This window comes from Dokdonella soli, from assembly GCF_039523175.1.
Lineage (GTDB): Bacteria > Pseudomonadota > Gammaproteobacteria > Xanthomonadales > Rhodanobacteraceae > Dokdonella_A > Dokdonella_A soli.
Genome location: NZ_BAAAEU010000024.1, coordinates 146,481 through 163,819 on the forward strand (window position 1 = coordinate 146,481; position 17,339 = coordinate 163,819).

The window sequence follows — 17,339 nt, forward strand, 5'->3', positions numbered from 1 at the left end:
CAGGCTCGCGGCGCAGGGCGGAGCAACGTCCTCGCATTCGGCTGGCGTCGCGTTGGCGACGCCAGCCGAAGCGAACCGATTACTCGAAACCGTTGGCAAAGATCGTGTCGCTGCCGATCAGCAGCGAGAAACTTGTCGAGGCGTGGTCCGATGGGTTGTTCTGGTCGCTTACTGTCACCGTAACGACCGTGCTGCCAACGAAGTTGGGGTCCGGGATGAGATCGAACGTGTCACCGGGTGCGTTGCCATGCACGACGGCGGTGACATGGGCGCCGCTGACGCTTACCGTGTCGGGGCCAGTGCCGTTGTCGTGATACAGCACCGGGATGTCGTGCAGCGTTGTGTTGGGCGCCGTAATCTGGTCCGCGATGCCCGCAAGCGTCAGATTTCCGACGACTTGAATGACCGCATCGACATTGCGATCCGTCATGCCATCGATGTGGCTGGCCCAGTGCAACAGTTGATTCGTTCCCGCGGCCAATTCACTGACCCGAACCTTGAAGTTCAGATCGAACTGAGTTGATTCCGGTCCACGATAGTCGTAGCAGACCAGCAGGCCATTGCTAAGCTTCGATTGCAAATCATTGTAGGCGTAATTGACAGCAAGATCGCCATTGAGCGGACCAAACGAAGTCAGTGGGCCGTGATAACCCTGGACACCGATCGAACCTTGGCTGGCCTGGCTGCCGAAATTCAAATTGTCGTACGCCATGATCATCTCGAACTCGCCATCGCCGAAGCGGTAATCACGATTCAACAGCAATTCGAAGTCGTACTTGTCGTCCAGCGTGGTGGTCACGCCCGTATTGAGATCGATGTGCTCGCTACGCGCGCCGACCCATTCGAATATCAAATCGTGGCTGTTCGTGCCGTACGCAACGGCCATGCCGGTGGTTTGGCTGGGGTCCATGCTGATATTCAACGGCGTAGCCAAGGCGTCGACCGCGCTCGGGCCATTAAATCCCAGACCCTGCGGCGTGCCCTTCCACAACACACCGATCATCGGCGTATAGGGCAAGGTGAGGTAGGGGAATTTCTGATGCAGAAACATGGTGTAGCCAAAGTTCGGCTCCATGATCACCCAACCTTGCGGCGATATCTGCAAATCGGGGTACGAGAAGAATTCGCTGTTGTTGTACAGCGAGTAACCGCCGTCCCAGTAATTTGCCAGCGGTATGGTGGCCGAGGCCGTTGCATACAGGTCTGCATGACCGCCGAAGTTCGGCTGCAGTCCAAGCGTCTTGACCAACCCGACAAAGCCGCCACTGCTGGATTGCCCATTCGCGGAGAAGATCGGCGTGCGGCAAAGGGGATCGTTCCGGCTCGTGGTGACCACGTAGTCGCGCGGCCAGTTCTCCGAGTCCTTTTGGGTGCCAGCAATTTGCAAGCTGTTGCCGGCGACGCTCAGATTCGCGCGCTGGGCGCTGGTGTTGACCGTGGCCGAGCCCGGTACCAGGGTGAGCCCCGATGGCAGGATGGATTGCAGATTGAAAAAGCGGTCCATACCACTGTCGTTCTCACGCACATGCATATGGACGTCGATCACATCGCCCGGACGGGCGCGTGTCTGGCTCACGGTCATTCCGACGTCGTCGCCGCCGCGCGTGATCTTCACCGGAACGAAACCGACGCTGCCCGGTGCGTTGCCGAGTCCGACGTCGAAGGCCGCATAGGCGACGTCGTCCGTCGCCATCGGTGGCAAGTTCCAGTTCAGATCCAAATCGACAGGCGCGCCGGTGGTACTCGCCGGCCCTGAAACCTGGACACCCACGCCGGGCGTTTCCGGCACGACCGCGGTAGCGAGGCGATAGGTGTCGAGGATGATCGTTGGATCACCATCGGCCAGACCGCCGCGCACGTTGTTGATGAACACCCAATAGCGCCCCGCATCCGGATGACTGATGCTGCAATAATTGAGTTCCACTTCGGTATTGGAAACGCACAGCGTTTCGTTGGTGAAATCCGGCACACCGGTGCCGTTGCTGTCGATCCCCACGTAAATCGTCAACCAGCCCGCCTTCCAGCGCGCATCAGCGGTCGTCGCGACATTCTTCAGGTTCTCGACAACGAGCCGCGCACTGCCGGCCGGCACATCGACCAGGTACGTCCGCGTGTTGTTGTGGCTGTAGTCGCCGTCATCCTGCGGCGGAATGTGATCGATGTCCTGGTTGAGTGAGATGTCCTGCACGGACGGTCTCGTGAGGCCGTAAGTGCGGTAGCTGGTGCTCGCCATCGCCGGCAGGTTCACGTTGTGCAACCGGTACGAACCTTGATCGCGATGCGCATTCAATTCGAGCGTTTTAGGCAGCACACCGTGATCGAAGTTGACCGAAATGGGCCAATGCGCGGCGGGAATCGCGCTGTTGCTCGGAGTGAAGAGCACTTTGCTCCACAACTCGATCTGCTCCGACGCGCTGGTGTGTGTGGTGCCGTCGTAGCGGAATTGCGCGTCGGTAAGATCGGCGCGCAGCAGTATCGATTTGCTTTCGCCGGCACGCAGCGTAAACGTTGCCGGATAGGCATCGAACCGGATGCCGTTCTGCGAAATCTCGCCTTCGCCCGTGCTCCAGCGATCGAAGGTCCAGGGTCCGGCGCTGACCGTCCAGGTGCCATCGCGTGTCGCGGTGACCGTGCGAATCCACGAGCAGACATCGCGACAATGGCTGTCAACGAGTTGCGGCAAGTTCAGTTGCAGCACATCGCCGCCGTTGTGCGGATTGGCCCAGGTGAAATTCGCCGCAGACTCGTCCATCACAAGGCCCGCATTCACCGCCGCGAGCACGTCGACGCGGCCGGACCCGGCACGATAGGTACCGGCGGGCTTGGCCGGCGTGTACGGGGTGGCACCGTAGGTAACGGTCTGAGAAGCGGTCATCTGCAAGGCCGACTGCACTTCGGCAGCTGTCCAGTCGGGATGCGCCTGGCGCACCAATGCCATCGCGCCGGCCACGTGCGGACTGGCCATGGAGGTGCCGCTTTCCAGTGCCCAATCGCGCGACAGCGCCGAACCGGGATCGAACGGATGCTCGTCGGCGAACGCGGCGAAGATGTCTACGCCCGGCGCGCTGATGCCCGGTGACAGGCTGCCCTCGAACGTGCTGCTGGGGCCGCGCGAGGAGAAATCTGCGAGTTGATCGCCCGTGGCCGGGTCGAGACTGCGCGTAATCGTTGTCGCGGAGATCGTCGCGTTGTGCGCGCTGACGCCGTCTGCCATCCAGGCCTGCAGCGCCTGTCCGTCCCACGAATGAAGTTGCACGCCCGGCAGCGGATACACATCGTTGCTCAGATCGTCCAGGTCGTTGGGGTAGCCGGCGTTGACTAGCACAAAGCCGCCGGCGCCGCCGGCGCGGACGTTCGCCGCTTTGGCCAAGTGTGCGACTGCGCCACGCTTGCAGACGACAATCTGGTTACTGGTAAAAGTCCCGGCCGCGAACGGGTTCGCGCAAAGCCCGTCGCCGGTGGCGTTGACCAGGATCCCCGTGACTCCGCTGGCAGAAATGCCGCCGTAAGTCGTCGACGGATCAGTGGCAAATGCAGGCGGTGCCGTGGCGCCGCCGGTTAACGTCAGTTGTTTCTGCGGGATGTTCAGCACACGATCGTGAGTGCTGGCGGCGACTGCTAAATACCAGGGCGCAGAGTGCGACAAGGTGAAGAAATTAGGTCCATTGTTTCCTGCTGCCGCTGCGATCGCAATGCCCGCTGCGCGCGCCGACAAGAACGATAGTGCAAGGGCATCGTCCCATGGAAATCGTTCGTTGCCCCCGATCGAGAAGTTGATGACATCGACACCATCCTGGATGGCCTGATCGACTGCCGTAATGACTGCTTCGTCTGGGCAGCCGCCGGTCGGGAAGCATACTTGGTAGGCGATGATGTTCGCATGCGGTGCGACTCCCGAGACTTTCGCGAAGGAGAATCCGGTCGGTGTACCGGCTCCATCGCCAAGCGAGGACCCAACCAGCGGCACATTGTTCACAACGTTGCCCGCTGCGGTGCTCGCGGTGTGGCTGCCGTGGCCGTTGTAGTCTTCGCCGCTGGGCGGACGAACGCCCTGGTAGCTATTGGTGATGACGGGCCAGCTCCACACGCCAATCAACTTGTCGTTGCAGACTGCGGTACCCTTCGCGCAATCGCCCAAATAGTGGCCCGAACCGAGCGGATTGGTGTGGACATAACCGTCGCCGCCGACTGCGGCGAACGAAGGATGATCTGTATTGGCACCGGAATCGAGCATTCCGACCACGATGCCTTCGCCTTGGTAGGGTAGGCCCGAGTTCGAGCCGCCCGTCCAGACGGTCTTGGCGCCGATGAATTCGGGGCCGCGATCGGTCAGCATCGGGCGCAGATCAGAGCGTTGCACGTAGGCGACCTGCGGCAGCTGTGCCAGTGTCGACGCCTGCTGCTGGGTCAGCGCGACGGTGAAGCCATTGATGGAGTCGGTGAAATGACGCCGTACAGGCGCGTCGATGCCTTTGCTGTGAGCCGCCGCCAGCACCGCCTCGTGCCGGCTCTGGAGGTACTGGCGGTAAGCAGCAACGGGCGCTGCATTGCTGATCGGCGATCGAGCCGACATTGAATGGTGCTGCAGCGCATCCTTCGTTGCGGCGTAACCGCGCACGCGTCCATCGTATGTGGCTACCGACAAATCGTGCAGACGAACGATATAGACATCGGTGCCGTTGCGATCCGGTTCCGCGATGAACTTGCTGCGACTGGAGGGTTTCACCTGTTGGTTCAGGCCACCTGGATGGCCTTGATGCACGCCCGCGGAGTCGACGGCCGTGGCGCCCGCCTTGGGCGGCAACAGAGGGACCTGTTGGAGGCTGGTGGGTGCCGAGACACCGGCTGCGACGGTTATGGATGAAACAAGAGTCAGCAGAACGCCGGCGGATGCCCGTCGCCGCCAATATGATTTACGCACGAGTGAATTCCCCTAGCGAAACGGATCCGGCACAGCGCCGTGCCTCGATAGTCTTGGTCGCCTAGGGGATCACGCCATTCACAGGGGATTCGGGTTTCATTCGGGTTTCATTCGGATCTCATCGGGGCTTCGTTCTTGCCACGTTTTCGGTGCGCTCGACAGCGCGACCGGTATCGGCCCGACGCCGAGCTTTGCCACGCAGCAGACCTTCGCCACCGGAACGCTTCCCCAGTCGGTCACGGTCGCCGATGTGAATGGCGATGGCAAACCCGATCTCGATGTGCCGTCAGCGATCTGATTCGTATTGCCTGGCGTTCAATGCGCGGGGGCTTCGCGGGCCGATACAGGCACGGCTCGAGCGTCTTGCGGGATCGTCCGCTCCCCGGCGAGGACGCCAGCCCTTGCCAGCGCCGCCTGGTGCGCCTCGTCGCGACCGAGCGCGGCATACAGACGCGCTTCGAGAACAGCGCAGCCAAAATCGCGGTCAGACCAGCGTGACAGTCGCCCGACCTCGACGGCAGCGGCTTCGAGGTCGCCCTCGGCCATGAGCGCATTGGCATACGCCGAGGCGACCGCCGCGACATCCGCGGGCACTGCCTGCTGCTCAGCGAGCGAGCGAGCGCTGTCGAACTCGGCGCGCCATTTCCGGCTTTCATCGAAGTGCTGGCCATAAACGGCGCGTGCCAGCTGCGCGAGCAACCTGGCGCGGGGCTCGCCGATCTCGTCCGCCCAAGCCTTGAAGGCATCAAGCTGCGCGGATGCCCTCGCCGCATCCCGCGCGCGTGACAGCGCTTCAACCTCGATCAGCCAACCCCGCGCTCGCAGGTCCGTATATCCCGGTTGCCCCAACGTGTCGACGGCGGCGGCGGCCAGTTGCGCGGCGGTAGCGAAATTCTCGCCATCGAGTTCGAGCTGCGCTAGCGGAATCGCGGCGGCCGCGGAGGTTGCGTCCCCCGCCGCGGGATGGGCATCGCGGACCCCGGCGAGGACGGCACGCGCGTCGCGCAGGCGGCCGACCCCGGCAAGCGCCTTGCCGCGCGATATCGAGAGTGAGTCCCGCGTATCCTGGTTTTCGATTCGCGTGGCGAGCTTCGCCGCAGCGTCGACTGCGTCCATGGCCTTGGCGGGTTCAAGCAGCGAGAGCTGGCAGCTGATCTGGCCGATATACGTGAAGATCGCCTCGTTGAGCGCGCCCCACTGCTCGAAGCCCGCGCTGGCGCGGACGAATTGGGGCAGCGCCTGCGCCGGCCGGCCCTGATCGAGATCGAGAAAGCCCTCGTTCGCCTCTACACGTATGAGCGCAAGCGTATCGTTGGCCTGCTTGAGCGCGATGCGTGCGCGTGAGTAGTCGGCGGCGGCAGCCTCGAAATGACGCTGCTCTTTCGCTGCCCCCGCGCGGCCGAGATACGCCTGCCCCAGCTGCGCGGGTTCGGACCGCGCGACGAGCAGGTCGATGGCTTCAGCGAAAAAGCGTTCGGCTTCCTGCGGTTGATCGCTGCGAATCGCGACTGCGCCGAGTCCGTTCAGAACCGAGGCGCGCAGGACCGGCGCCGTCTGCGCGGGCGCCTCGTTGAGCAATGCGACGAGACGGCGGCGAGCGGCATCCAAATGTCCACCGCGAAAATCGATCTTGGCCAGCCGCAAGCGAACTTCCGGCGCTTGCTGCTCGACCGCCGGCGTGCGCTCGATCAGCGCCTGGGCGGTGGCGGGGTCATCGGCCAGAATCGCGGCATCCATACGTTTGATCAACTCCGCATACGGCGCAGCATCATTAGTGACTGCGGGCGCTTCGCGGCCGAGCGCGATCAGCAGCTTGTCGGCAGCGAGGCGCGCCGCTTCAGTCGCGTCGTGCGCCGTCGCTTCGGCGACATGGTGCTGCCCTTCCCCGTCGTCAGCGTCGAGGTGTACGCGCCAGCCGTCATCGCTGCGGCTCGCTCGCGGCGACACCAGCAGGCGGAATCCGGCCGCGTCGCGCAACGAACCGCTACGGCGACTGGCCGGCAATTGCAGCAGTGCGATCATGTTTTCGCTGGGCACGGTCGGCACGCCGGATTTGCGCAAACGCGTCGCAACGACATCCATGACACTGAAGCGCAGCCAGCTCCAGTCGGAGCCGGGTTCAACCTCAGCAGGAACCACGGCCGCAGTTATCGCTCCTTCGGCCGGCGACACGGCGACTGGGCGCTCGCGCCGTGCTTCGTCGCGGAAGTACGGCCTGACAAGGATGGCCGCGAGCAGCACGAGACCCACCAGAGCGATCGGCCCAAACACGTGGAATCGACGTTTCGTCGCCGGCGTCGTGGCAGACACGACGCTCGTAGATGCCACCCGCGTGTGCGCTATGGCGAGCGCGGCCGCGGAATCGCCGCCGTCCGCAGACTGCTCCGGCGCTATGTCTACCGAAGCGGCCCAGCGATAGCCGAAACGCGGGATCGTGCGAACGATGCGCTGCTCCTTGCCGTCGTCGCCGAGCTCGCGTCGGATGCGCAGCATCGTCTGTCCCAGCAGCGTGTCGCTGACTTCGGCCCTCCCCCACACCGCCGCCACGAGCTCGTCGCGCCCCACCGCTCGATCGTGATGTTCGACCAGGTACGCCAGACAGTCGAACACGTGGGGCGGCAAGGCAACCAGGCTGCCGGCGCGCCATAGCTCGCGGCCAGCGGGATCCAAGCGGCAGTTGTCGAAACAATAGATACAACGTGTCATCCGACCAGCCTAGCCGGTTCGCGCACGCCGCGCATCCGAAGAACGCACCGCCGGGCAGCCCGTACCTCTGACCGCGCGCAGGCGGCAAGCCCTCGTCGGCGACCTTGTACGTGCCGTGCACGACGTACTCGGCGGCGGCGTGCGCGCCGTCCGGATTCGACGTCACAACGATGTCGTGCAGCTGCTCCGAATAGCTGCGGCCCATGCGTGCGGATTCCGGTCAAACTGAACATCGATTCCGGCGAGGGCTGAACATGCTACTGGTGGTAACCAAGCCACCGTAATGAGCAAATTCCGGCCTGGCTAAATACGGTCGCTGCCGCTATGGGGGCGTGCCCGGATGCTGAATGGCGCCAATGGTTGTGCGTGCCACGCGTCATGCTTCCGTGGATCGCCGCCCAACGCAATAAGCCATCCGCTTTCCGGGCGAAGCCTCGGACATCCGCAAATTAGCTCGATACGCGCCCTGGACAAACGGGAGTAGGGCAAACAACGAGGTCAAAGCATCAATGAGCCAAGCCGGGATCGTTTCTGGCGAGCTGATCAATGCCGGAGTGTCTTGCTCCAGTTCGACCTTTTCGATCGTTGCCACTGCCCCGGTGCTTAAAGGACCCCGATCTCTTCCGGATACAACGTGCCGTTGGTGTCGTTCATATTGTCCTGGGGCGCCGCCGGGCTCGATGAACCGAGCGAAAAGCTCGAAGTACCGGGCACGGCTGGGGCGCCGAGCTTTGAGCTCGGACTGTCGAGTTCGATGCCCGGCACGCCAGGCTTCAACCCTGCGGATTGATCTGCCCTTCCATCGATGCGAATTCCAGCACCATGAAATCAACCAGCGCACGGATGCGCGGGGTGTCCCGCATGTCGGAATGAAAGCCGACACGCACGGCGCGCACCACGCCGGGATGCGGCACTGCCACTCGGCGCAGCGAGGGCTCCCGATTCGCCAGCAGGCAAGGCAGCACGGCCATGGCCGTGCCACTGCGCACGGCCGCAAGGTGCGCGCGCAACCCGTTGGCATGAAGCACCGTGCGTGCGCGATGCGCCAACACCGGTAGCCAGGCCTCATGGGGCACCTCTCCAGCCGCACGATCCAGAAGCACCAGCAGGTGGCCGCTGAAGCCATTGGTGGCTTCCGGCGATCCATGACGTTCGAGATAGTTTTCGGAGGCGTACAGCGCGTAGGCGATTTCGCCTATGCGGCGCTCCACCAGGTTTTCCTGCGCAAACGACCCGAAACGGAAGGCCAGGTCCGCCTCGCGGCGCGCAAGGTTGAACACCTTCGTGTCGTTGACCAGTTCGATCACCAGTCCGGGATGCACCGCCCCGAACCGTGCCAGCATCGGGGCGATCACCTCATCCCCCAGCCAATCCAGGCTGGTCACCAGGATCTCGCCACTCAGGCCGGTATCGCGCGCGGCCACCTGTCGCTGCACCGACAGGGCGCCCGCATCCATCCGCTCCAGGCCATCGACGAGGGACTGGCACAACACGGTGGGGCGCAGGCCGCCCGCTTCGCGGTCGAACAGTTTCGCGCCCAGGCGTCGCTCCAGCCCATCAAGCCGTCTGCTTGTAGTGGGCTGCGTCGTACCGAGTGAGCGCGCAGCGGCGCTCAAGGTGCCATGGCGCACGATGGCCAGCGCCACTTTCAGATCGTTCCAGTCCATCGTCATCGGGCAGGGCCTTCCCCATGCGTTTTTGAATGACGGGTATGCCAAATCAATGACTGCATCCGCCCATAGCGCTTCCTAGACTGTCACGCATCTTCCGCTGCCAAACAAGCCGCGCGCGCCGATGCCGCGGACCGCGTTCCGACTTCAGGAAACCGACGACATGCTCCAGATCGACCACCTCATCCTTCGCGTCAGCGACGCCAAGGCATCCGCCCGGTTCTACTGGCAATTTCTCGGTCTGCGCCACGAGGGAACCGCGGCGTCATTCGAAGTGCTGCGCGTCAACGACCACTGCACGCTCTACCTGCTGGCCGAGTCCCCGAAGGATCCCGTCCATCTGGCTTTTTGCCTGGACCGGAGCGCCTTTGAAGGCGTGCGCGTGCGGCTGCAGGCGGCGGGCGTTCCGTTCGGAGGTGCGCCGTTTGTCCGGGATGGCCAACCCGCCTCGCAACTTGGTGCCCGCGGGTGGGCAGAGGCGCTGTACTTCTTCGATCCCGATCAACACAACATCGAGGTGCGAACCCATGACGAACACTGATGCTTCCGACCTTGCCGGCGGCGCCATTCTCCCCACGTTCCCGGGCCTGCAAGGCAAGGTGGCCGTGGTCACTGGGGGCTCGCGCGGCATTGGCGCCGCCACCTGTCTAGCCCTCGCACGCAACGGCGTGCGCCTGGCAATCAACGGACGCGACCGCGTGGCGCTGCAGGCAAGTCTGGAGGCCGTGCAGGGTATCGGCGGGGAAGCGATCACCGTGGAAGCCGACTGCTCGGATTTCGCGCAGGTCCAGCACATGCGGACCCGGGTTGAAGCGCACTTCGGCGTGCCGGATTTCGTGCTCGCCTTCGCAGGCGGCGGTACGGGAAAGCCCGTTCCCGTGCAGGACATCACCGAACAGGACTGGCGATCAAGTATCGACAACAACCTCACGTCGACATTCTTTACGCTCAAAAGTTTCCTACCCGGCATGCTCGCACGCGGCAGTGGCGGCATGTTGACCATGGCCTCTGCCGGCGCGCGCGTGGCATCGGGAGCGCCAGCGGGATATGGCGCGGCGAAGGCCGCCATCATCATGCTGACGCGCCACCTGGCGCGGGAGGTGGGCCCGGAGGGGTTGCGCGTCAACTGTATTTCGCCCTCGGCGGTGCTGACAGAACGCACGCGGGCCACACTCCCGCCCGAGCGGCAGACACGCATGCTGGAGGCGTTTCCACTCGGACGCCTGGGTACGCCGGAAGACATTGCCGCCGCCTCCCTGTTCCTGCTGAGCGGTGCCTCCGCGTGGATCACCGGCGTGGTGCTTGATGTGGCGGGAGGCCGGGTCATGGTGTGACCAGTGCGCGAAGGTCCACCATCGGTCGGAAGCGATCGCTGGACGGAGCGAGCGGTGGCAGGCAAGCCGGTTGCCCGTTGGGCAATACGCTGTATGGCAAGCGAGAAATCACTCCCCACACAAATTTCCCAGTCGTGACGCAAGGGCTCACGCAAGAGCCACTTGCTCACTTCCAGCAACCGGTTCAATACCAACGGCGTGTTCAGCCTTCATCGGAACAGATGTTCAATCTGACCGGAATCCGCATGCGCGCGAGAAACGTCTTGAACGCATCGCGGCCGGTCTCGCGCGGCCCCTGGTTGAGGTCGTGCACGACATCGTCGGTCAGGTGTAAGCAAACATACTTTGCGCCCACGGCCAAGCCGGTGACGTACCTGTTCTCTTCCCTGATCGTTCCCTGAGCCTTCCCTGTTGGCTTCCCTGTTCAGATCACAGGAAAGTGGCGTCTCTATCGGCTCAATCTGGCCAGACAGGTTCTCTCGAATCTGCGCCCACCGCCACGCAGTTGGCCCATTGGAGACCAAGTCTCTGCGAAGCCCTCCAAAGCGCGCCACATGGCGCGCTTTTGCGTTGTGGCGCGGACTCCTGGCCAGAGTTTTCGAGCCGATGGGCCGTGAGATCGACCGGCTGACGACCATCGAGGATGCGCTGCATCATCTCGGGTGCGAGCAGTGCGCCACGGAGCACCGTCCAAGCGCGGATAGTCACAGTGCAGCGATCGACAACCGGCCCTGAGTGTGGACGATGGCCCGCAGCGGGACGTCAATCAGCCTCCGAACGTGCCGAACGTGCCGAACGTGAAGCCAACGCAAACCACGCACACCGTTGGTATGAGGCGGCGACGACCCACGCTCCTGCAGCGATCGCCATCGAGATGAAGAACGCCGTCCATTGCGTACGGTCGCCGGGCTTTGCAAAGAGTCCCAAACCCCATACGAGCAGCGTGATGATCGTGAGCATCGCTGCTTCGAGCGTGGCCGCGAGGCGTGGAACGACCCCGAACAAAATCGCTACGCAGGCAGCAATGCTGCCCGCGCCTGTGAGATACGCCCACCCGAGCTTGTAGGGTAGCCAGACGGGCACGAACGCGGCGGTCTGTGCACTGTAGATGAAATGGGAGAGCCCAATCATCGGCAGCGACAGAGCGAACAAGAGCCTCGCATAGCGCACGCCGCTCGCGCCGTTCGCAAAGCGGAGAAATCCCTGCTCACCACCCGCAGCACTCGACCAGAGAATCCATGCGCCGGTGAAGATGACTGCGATCTCGCCAAACCCGAGCCAGGTTGCCTCCATGCCCGGTACGGCGACGACCGCCGGCAGCTTGAGCAGCACGACCCAGATCAGAAGAAACGCCGTCAGCACGCCGACTGAGAGTCGGAAAAAGCGCTCGAACAACAGGCCGAAACCGGTCGCCAGTTCGATTGCGGCGAAGAGGTAGGCGAACAATCGCCTTGCGGGCAACTGTTCCATTGGAATGCGTTGCCAGACGAGCGCGAAATCACCGTAGATGAAGCCAATGACGCCGAGGCCGATCATCGTGCCCGCAAGCAATGTCCTGGACCAGCGCATCTCCTCGAAGATCTCGGAGGTAGCGCCGCTGACTTCATCTTTGCGCAACGCCGGTAGCACGAAGCGAGCGCTGGAGGTTGGCGTGGACGGGTTCATTTTTCTAGTCTCGTTCGCGGACGGCGCAAACTACCCATGGATACCGAAAGAGCGAAATTCGCCACTGCTTCGATAGCACCAATACATGAAATTCGTGCTCTCACTTCATAAGCGAAGACGAGACGCAGGAGATGACAAAAAGTGCTGGTTTGCGTGCTCGATTGAGCCGTATTTTCGCCCAGCGTTGAGCCAGGTCGGCCCGGTCTTCGCTGGGCGCCGCGGCTGTTCACGAGACGGGCTCTCTCGAATCTGCGCGCACCGATACGCCGCCGGAAGTCGCCCACTCTCATCGCCAGCAGCATCTGCGCATGTGCTGCCGAGCGGTGCGAGTAGCGGGAAACAGCGATGTGAACTACGACTACGCGGACCTGGCACGCACAAATGAAGAAGAGAGCGCCTCGGCATACAGGTAAATGCCTTGACCACTATTGCAACGCAATCCAGCTGTAAGTTCTCGCAGGTTTCATTTAGCACTTGACGGGGCAATATCGCTTCCACGAGAGAGCGTGGCACGCGCGCTAGCGAGGGAGGGGCCTGTTCGACTCGCACACCACTGCCCCCGGCAGGGCCGTCTGACAATGCAGTCGTCGACACGCTGAGGCGGCAGATCGTGTTCGTCACTCCAGCTGTCGATCGCGTCGCCCGGCGCGCATCCACTACCGTTCGGTGAATATCCAGCTCGAAGACATGCCCGCGCCGTCCAGGTTATCGACGCTGCTCCAAGGACGTTCCGCGCTCGATCCGGGCAGGAAACCGAACAGCACAGACTTAACGTCGTTTTGGGAATTGGCGTCTCAAAAGGAGAGTGCGATGAGAAGCAAAGTGTTCTTCGCAAGGTTGCGTGGTTGGGGCTCGCTCGCTCACCTGCTTTTCGTTGCGGTCCTGATCCTGGCATTCCCGGTTTCGGGGTTCGCCAAGATGTACGAGGAGCCCAGGAGTTTCTCGTTGAAGGACAAATCCATCGAACGGGTCGAGCGCAAGACTCTGCCCAAGCTCAATATCGAGCGCCTGCTGGAGGAAGATCGCGCTCGCGGCAAGGAACCGCAGCATCCAGGCCCGCACCGCTTCGCGGTTTCCGCCGATGTCGCTTATGCCCTGGACAACTCCGGCACCTGGCAAAAGCTGCCGGACGGACGCCTGTGGCGGCTGCGCATTCAGTCGCCGGGAGCAAAGAGCCTGAACCTCGGCATCACTCGTTTCGAGATGCCCGAGGGCGCGAAGCTCTGGATCTACGATCCGAAGCAAACGCATGTGGAAGGTCCCTACACGTCCAGGCATCGCAACCGCCTCGGCGGCCTATGGACCCCGGTGATCGAGAGCGACGAAATCGTGGTCGAAGTTTTCGTGCCGACCGGTGTTTCCCAGCCGGTGGTGGAAATCGGCAAGGTCAACCAGGGATATCGCGGTTTTGACAAGGGCGTTTCCGGTGGTGGGACGGAGGGTGCCTGCGAGAACGACGTGATCTGCCCTGTCGGCGACCCATGGCGCAACCAGATACGCGCGGTAGGCGTTTACACGCTCAACGGAACCGCTGATTGCTCCGGCACGCTGCTCAATGACACCGCGCATGATTTCAAGCCCTACTTCCTTTCAGCAAACCACTGCGGAGTAAACAGTACGAACGACTCCACTATCGTCGTTTACTGGAACTATCAGTCGGCAACTTGCGGTACCCACGGCCCTGGCTCTCTCACCGACAACCAGACTGGCGCGACGTATCACGCCAGCTATGCGCCCAGCGATTTCCTGCTTTTCGAGCTTTCCGCCGTGCCCGATCCCAGCTTCAACGTCTTCTATGCGGGTTGGGACGCCACGGGAACGACGCCTCCGTCGACCGTGGGCATCCATCATCCCGCGGCCGACGTAAAGGCCATCAGCTTTTCGAACAGCGCACCGGATACCACAGCGTACATGTCGCCCACGCACGATCCGTCGGGCAACCATTGGTATGTCCTCTGGAACTCCGGGGTCACGGAACCCGGCTCCTCCGGATCGTGCCTCTTCAACACCGGCAACGGGCGATGCATCGGTCAGCTTCATGGCGGACCTTCGATCTGCGGAGGCTCTGACCTGCATGACTACTACGGAAGATTGAGCGTGAGCTGGAACGGAGGCGGTACGGCCGCCACGCGCCTCAAGGACTGGCTCGACCCCGGCAACACCGGCAGTTTGGGCATCGACGGCGATCCGCACATCACCACGCTCAACGGAATACATTACGACTTCCAGGGCGCAGGTGAGTTTGTCTCTCTCCGCGACTCTGACGGTCTGGAAATCCAGACGCGCCAGGCACCCATCGCGACGACGTTCAACCCCGGACCCGATGCCCACGACGGACTCGCAACCTGCGTGAGCCTCAACACGGCCGTCGCGACGCGCGTAGGCAAACACAGAGTCACCTACGAGCCGAACTTCAGTGGCGTGCCGGATCCCGCGGGACTTCAACTCCGCGTGGACGGCGTCTTGACGACGTTGGGTTCGGCGGGCCTCGATCTGGGGGACCGCGGTCGCATCGCGAAAACGTCGGCCTCAGGTGGTCTTGAAGTCGACTTCCCGGACGACAGCATCCTGTTCGTGACGCCAGGCTGGTGGGCCGACCAAGGCAAGTGGTATCTCAACGTGGACGTTGTCCGTCCTGCGGCGACGAATGGGACCCCGGGTGCCGCGCCGGGCAGTTTCCCCACGGGAGGAATCGCAGGCGCCATCGCGCCGGACAACTGGTTGCCGGCACTTCCGGACGGTACCTCGATGGGGCCGATGCCCGGCTCGCTGCATCAGCGTTACCTCGACCTCTATCAGAAATTCGCCGATGCCTGGCGCGTGACGGACAAGACCAGTCTGTTCGACTACGCATCGGGTACGTCCACCGACACGTTCACGATGCGAGATTGGCCACTCGAGAAGCCGCCATGCGTCCTCCCGAAGACGAAGCCGGTGCGGCCGGCCAGCGAACGTGTCGCGCAAAAGGCCTGCCGGCCGGTCACGGGCGAGAATACGCACAACAACTGCCTATTCGACGTGATGGTCACGGGCAACCTCGGCTTCGCGAAGACTTACGCCATCGGCCAGCGGGCCCTCGCTGATTCGACCAGGATCACGATCAGCGACAACAAGGATCCGACGACGGTCGAGGAACCCGTAACGTTCACTGCGACCGTGAATCGGATCGCGCCGACCGGAAGCGACGTTCCGACCGGGATGGTCCAGTTCGCCGTCGATGGAAACAAGGCGGGCGACCCTGTCAAGCTCGACGCGAAGGGTCAGGCGATGTGGAGGACATCAGGCCTCAAGCCCGGCAACCACAAAGTGGCGGCCAGCTTCCTGCCTACGCAACGCAGCGCGTTCCTGGCGAGCACCAGTCCGGACAAGGAACACACCGTCCGCGGTGAGCGGCAGGACCAGGGCCGTTGACGTTCGGTAAAACGAGCGCCGGACCGGTCTTCTCGTGTCGAAGGAGACCGGTCCGGCGAGTTCCATTTCCAAAGGGCCGGCCTGCTCGAAGGATCTACTCCGAGCAAACACAGTGTGGCAGCGGTTTGGTTGCGATGTACGTGAGGTTGTTCGTGTAAGACACGAATCCTCTGCGCCGACCGTAGAGCCGCAATAGACACTCAGGCTTCTTGAGCTGAACGAAGAACGTATAGTCGGTTCCAGATGGTGAGGCTACGAGGAACGGACGCGGGCCGTGGTCAGAGAGGTTCTTGGCTGTCCGCTCGGCGAGGCTGTCCGCAATTTCCTGCGTCTCATCTTGCTCGACGAGCACGGAAGAAAGTGCCTGTGAAAACGTGCTCTGACACGCGATGTCGGTCAGGTTTCCGACCCGACCGATCGTAGCGCACCCCGGAGTAAGCGCCAGGGTGACGAGGGACGCAAGAATGGCAAGATGAGACGTGAAGCTCATGCTGGGCCTGCGCGAATTAGGCACTCATGCAAAGCGGTCGCCATCGCATACATTAAAAGTATACAGCAGACCGGCGCAGCAGTCCGTTGACTTGTCTGAGAACCGCCGCTCGTCACCGCTCGTTTGGGGTCGAAAGCCGACGATGGTGCGTGCCAGCCCTGCCCACTATAGCCTCCAAGGTACGTTACTAATGAAATGACTGACTTTGCCTAGTTCCGGGCCGCGACCGTGTCGCCATCCCTCTTCGCTGGTTCGACCGGAAAGGAGCCATGCAATCGAGCGGCCCTGCTGTCGAAACGCCTCAGCTGCGTCAGCCAGATGCAGGAAGCCCATAACGCGATACGATTTGCCTGCAACCACAATCAGGGGCGGGTGCAATGAACAAGAATTGCAGATTCTTTCTGTTTTCGTGGATGGCTCTAGTGACGTCGGCACCCGGTGCGGCGACCGATACCTATCTCATTGATTCAATGCATAGCATGCCTAGCTTTGCCTACAAACACCTCGACTTTTCCACGTTTCGAGGCCGTTTCGACAAGATCAGCGGTGTCATAACGCTCGACTCGGTCGGGCACACCGGCACTGCGGATGTGACAATTGAAGTTCGCTCTGTCAGCACCGGCGTCCCGATGTTGGACGAATTCTTGAGGAGCCCAAAGTTCTTTGATGCCGCGAAATTCCCATCTATCACCTTCAAGTCCGGCACATTCATGTTCAATGGCGACAAGCTTGCATCGGTTATCGGTGATCTGACCGTGCATGGGGTTACTAAGTCGGTCGCTCTCGATGTTGTTTTTGTCGCTTGTCACCAGCACCAGTTGCTGAAAGTTCCCGCTTGCGGTGCCGATGCCCGCACCACGATCAGGCGATCGGACTTTGGCCTTGCGATGTTCATTCCCAACGACAGTGATGAGGTGACGCTCGAGATTGGCGTTGAGGCCTTGAAGAAGGAGTAAATGGCTGCGCGTTTCCGAAATACCAATGAGTCTGCCACCGCCGGCGCCGGTTGGCGCGACAACGTGACGTGCGCGCACCGTCGACCGTGGTTATCGATGACCCGCGGCGGCGCGGTCCCGCAAACGAAGCAGTCCCCTGTCCCCGTCATCCTGCCTAAACAGTGACAAATCCGTCAGAAACGAATT

The 17,339-nt window shown here is 62.4% G+C and carries 10 protein-coding genes and 3 pseudogenes; 5 read left to right on the forward strand and 8 right to left on the reverse strand.

Annotated features, from left to right (window positions below; genetic code table 11):
* Positions 1-79: 79 nt before the first annotated feature.
* Complete coding sequence (locus tag ABD002_RS14655) at positions 80-4,804, reverse strand: S8 family serine peptidase (RefSeq protein WP_343792392.1); 4,725 nt, start codon at positions 4,802-4,804, stop codon at positions 80-82.
* A gap of 289 nt (positions 4,805-5,093) precedes the next feature.
* Here ABD002_RS14655 and ABD002_RS19730 point away from each other — a divergent pair, with 289 nt between their 5' ends.
* On the forward strand, positions 5,094-5,219 hold the full coding sequence (locus tag ABD002_RS19730; protein WP_425545133.1) for an FG-GAP repeat domain-containing protein: 126 nt from the start codon (positions 5,094-5,096) through the stop codon (positions 5,217-5,219).
* Positions 5,220-5,236: 17 nt separating this feature from the next.
* Here the strand turns inward: ABD002_RS19730 and ABD002_RS14660 are convergent, their stop codons facing one another.
* The 4 genes and pseudogenes from ABD002_RS14660 to ABD002_RS14670 all read right to left on the reverse strand — a co-directional run bounded on the left by ABD002_RS14660 (position 5,237) and on the right by ABD002_RS14670 (position 9,300).
* A complete protein-coding gene (locus ABD002_RS14660; RefSeq protein WP_343792395.1) occupies positions 5,237-6,943 on the reverse strand; it encodes an ATP-binding protein in 1,707 nt (568 codons plus the stop codon).
* A 402-nt stretch (positions 6,944-7,345) separates the two neighbouring features.
* Positions 7,346-7,627, reverse strand: a pseudogene (locus ABD002_RS19735) (winged helix-turn-helix domain-containing protein); the annotation flags it as partial.
* A gap of 37 nt (positions 7,628-7,664) precedes the next feature.
* Positions 7,665-7,835: pseudogene (locus ABD002_RS14665) on the reverse strand (nuclear transport factor 2 family protein); the annotation flags it as partial.
* Positions 7,836-8,400: 565 nt separating this feature from the next.
* Positions 8,401-9,300 carry a LysR family transcriptional regulator gene (locus ABD002_RS14670; protein WP_343792397.1) on the reverse strand — a complete coding sequence of 300 codons (900 nt, stop codon included), beginning with the start codon at positions 9,298-9,300 and terminating at the stop codon, positions 8,401-8,403.
* A 160-nt stretch (positions 9,301-9,460) separates the two neighbouring features.
* Here ABD002_RS14670 and ABD002_RS14675 point away from each other — a divergent pair, with 160 nt between their 5' ends.
* Positions 9,461-9,838, forward strand: coding sequence for a VOC family protein (locus tag ABD002_RS14675; protein WP_343792399.1), 378 nt, complete (start codon positions 9,461-9,463; stop codon positions 9,836-9,838).
* Positions 9,825-10,631, forward strand: a complete 807-nt coding sequence (locus ABD002_RS14680) for an SDR family NAD(P)-dependent oxidoreductase (protein ID WP_343792401.1) — start codon at positions 9,825-9,827, stop codon at positions 10,629-10,631. Before ABD002_RS14675 ends, ABD002_RS14680 begins: the two co-directional genes overlap by 14 nt.
* Before the next feature lie 244 nt (positions 10,632-10,875).
* On the opposite strand, the pseudogene ABD002_RS19740 reads toward ABD002_RS14680, so the two are convergent.
* Together ABD002_RS19740 and ABD002_RS14690 are read right to left on the reverse strand one after the other, a co-directional pair.
* Positions 10,876-10,959 (reverse strand): annotated as a pseudogene (locus ABD002_RS19740) (isopropylmalate/homocitrate/citramalate synthase); the annotation flags it as partial.
* Positions 10,960-11,393: 434 nt separating this feature from the next.
* Entirely contained in the window at positions 11,394-12,296 is a 903-nt protein-coding gene (locus tag ABD002_RS14690; protein ID WP_343792403.1) for a DoxX family protein, read from the reverse strand.
* 666 nt (positions 12,297-12,962) lie between these two features.
* Here ABD002_RS14690 and ABD002_RS14695 point away from each other — a divergent pair.
* The gene (locus ABD002_RS14695; protein ID WP_343792405.1) at positions 12,963-15,707 is read left to right on the forward strand and encodes an Ig-like domain repeat protein; all 2,745 of its coding nucleotides are present in this window, start codon (positions 12,963-12,965) and stop codon (positions 15,705-15,707) included.
* A 94-nt stretch (positions 15,708-15,801) separates the two neighbouring features.
* Here ABD002_RS14695 and ABD002_RS14700 read toward each other — a convergent pair whose 3' ends face one another.
* The gene (locus ABD002_RS14700) at positions 15,802-16,197 is read right to left on the reverse strand and encodes a hypothetical protein (protein ID WP_343792407.1); all 396 of its coding nucleotides are present in this window, start codon (positions 16,195-16,197) and stop codon (positions 15,802-15,804) included.
* 377 nt (positions 16,198-16,574) lie between these two features.
* Here ABD002_RS14700 and ABD002_RS14705 point away from each other — a divergent pair, with 377 nt between their 5' ends.
* Positions 16,575-17,153: a YceI family protein gene (locus ABD002_RS14705; protein WP_343792409.1), complete on the forward strand. Its 579-nt coding sequence runs from the start codon at positions 16,575-16,577 to the stop codon at positions 17,151-17,153.
* Positions 17,154-17,339: the final 186 nt, after the last annotated feature.

What these genes read in the sequence shown, in the direction of transcription:
- ABD002_RS14660 (WP_343792395.1), bottom strand. Translation starts at nt 6,943, where the DNA reads ATGATCGCACTGCTGCAATTGCCGGCCAGTCGCCGTAGCGGTTCGTTG.
- ABD002_RS14670 (WP_343792397.1), bottom strand. Translation starts at nt 9,300, where the DNA reads ATGACGATGGACTGGAACGATCTGAAAGTGGCGCTGGCCATCGTGCGC.
- ABD002_RS14675 (WP_343792399.1), top strand. Translation starts at nt 9,461, where the DNA reads ATGCTCCAGATCGACCACCTCATCCTTCGCGTCAGCGACGCCAAGGCA.
- ABD002_RS14680 (WP_343792401.1), top strand. Translation starts at nt 9,825, where the DNA reads ATGACGAACACTGATGCTTCCGACCTTGCCGGCGGCGCCATTCTCCCC.
- ABD002_RS14690 (WP_343792403.1), bottom strand. Translation starts at nt 12,296, where the DNA reads ATGAACCCGTCCACGCCAACCTCCAGCGCTCGCTTCGTGCTACCGGCG.
- ABD002_RS14700 (WP_343792407.1), bottom strand. Translation starts at nt 16,197, where the DNA reads ATGAGCTTCACGTCTCATCTTGCCATTCTTGCGTCCCTCGTCACCCTG.
- ABD002_RS14705 (WP_343792409.1), top strand. Translation starts at nt 16,575, where the DNA reads ATGAACAAGAATTGCAGATTCTTTCTGTTTTCGTGGATGGCTCTAGTG.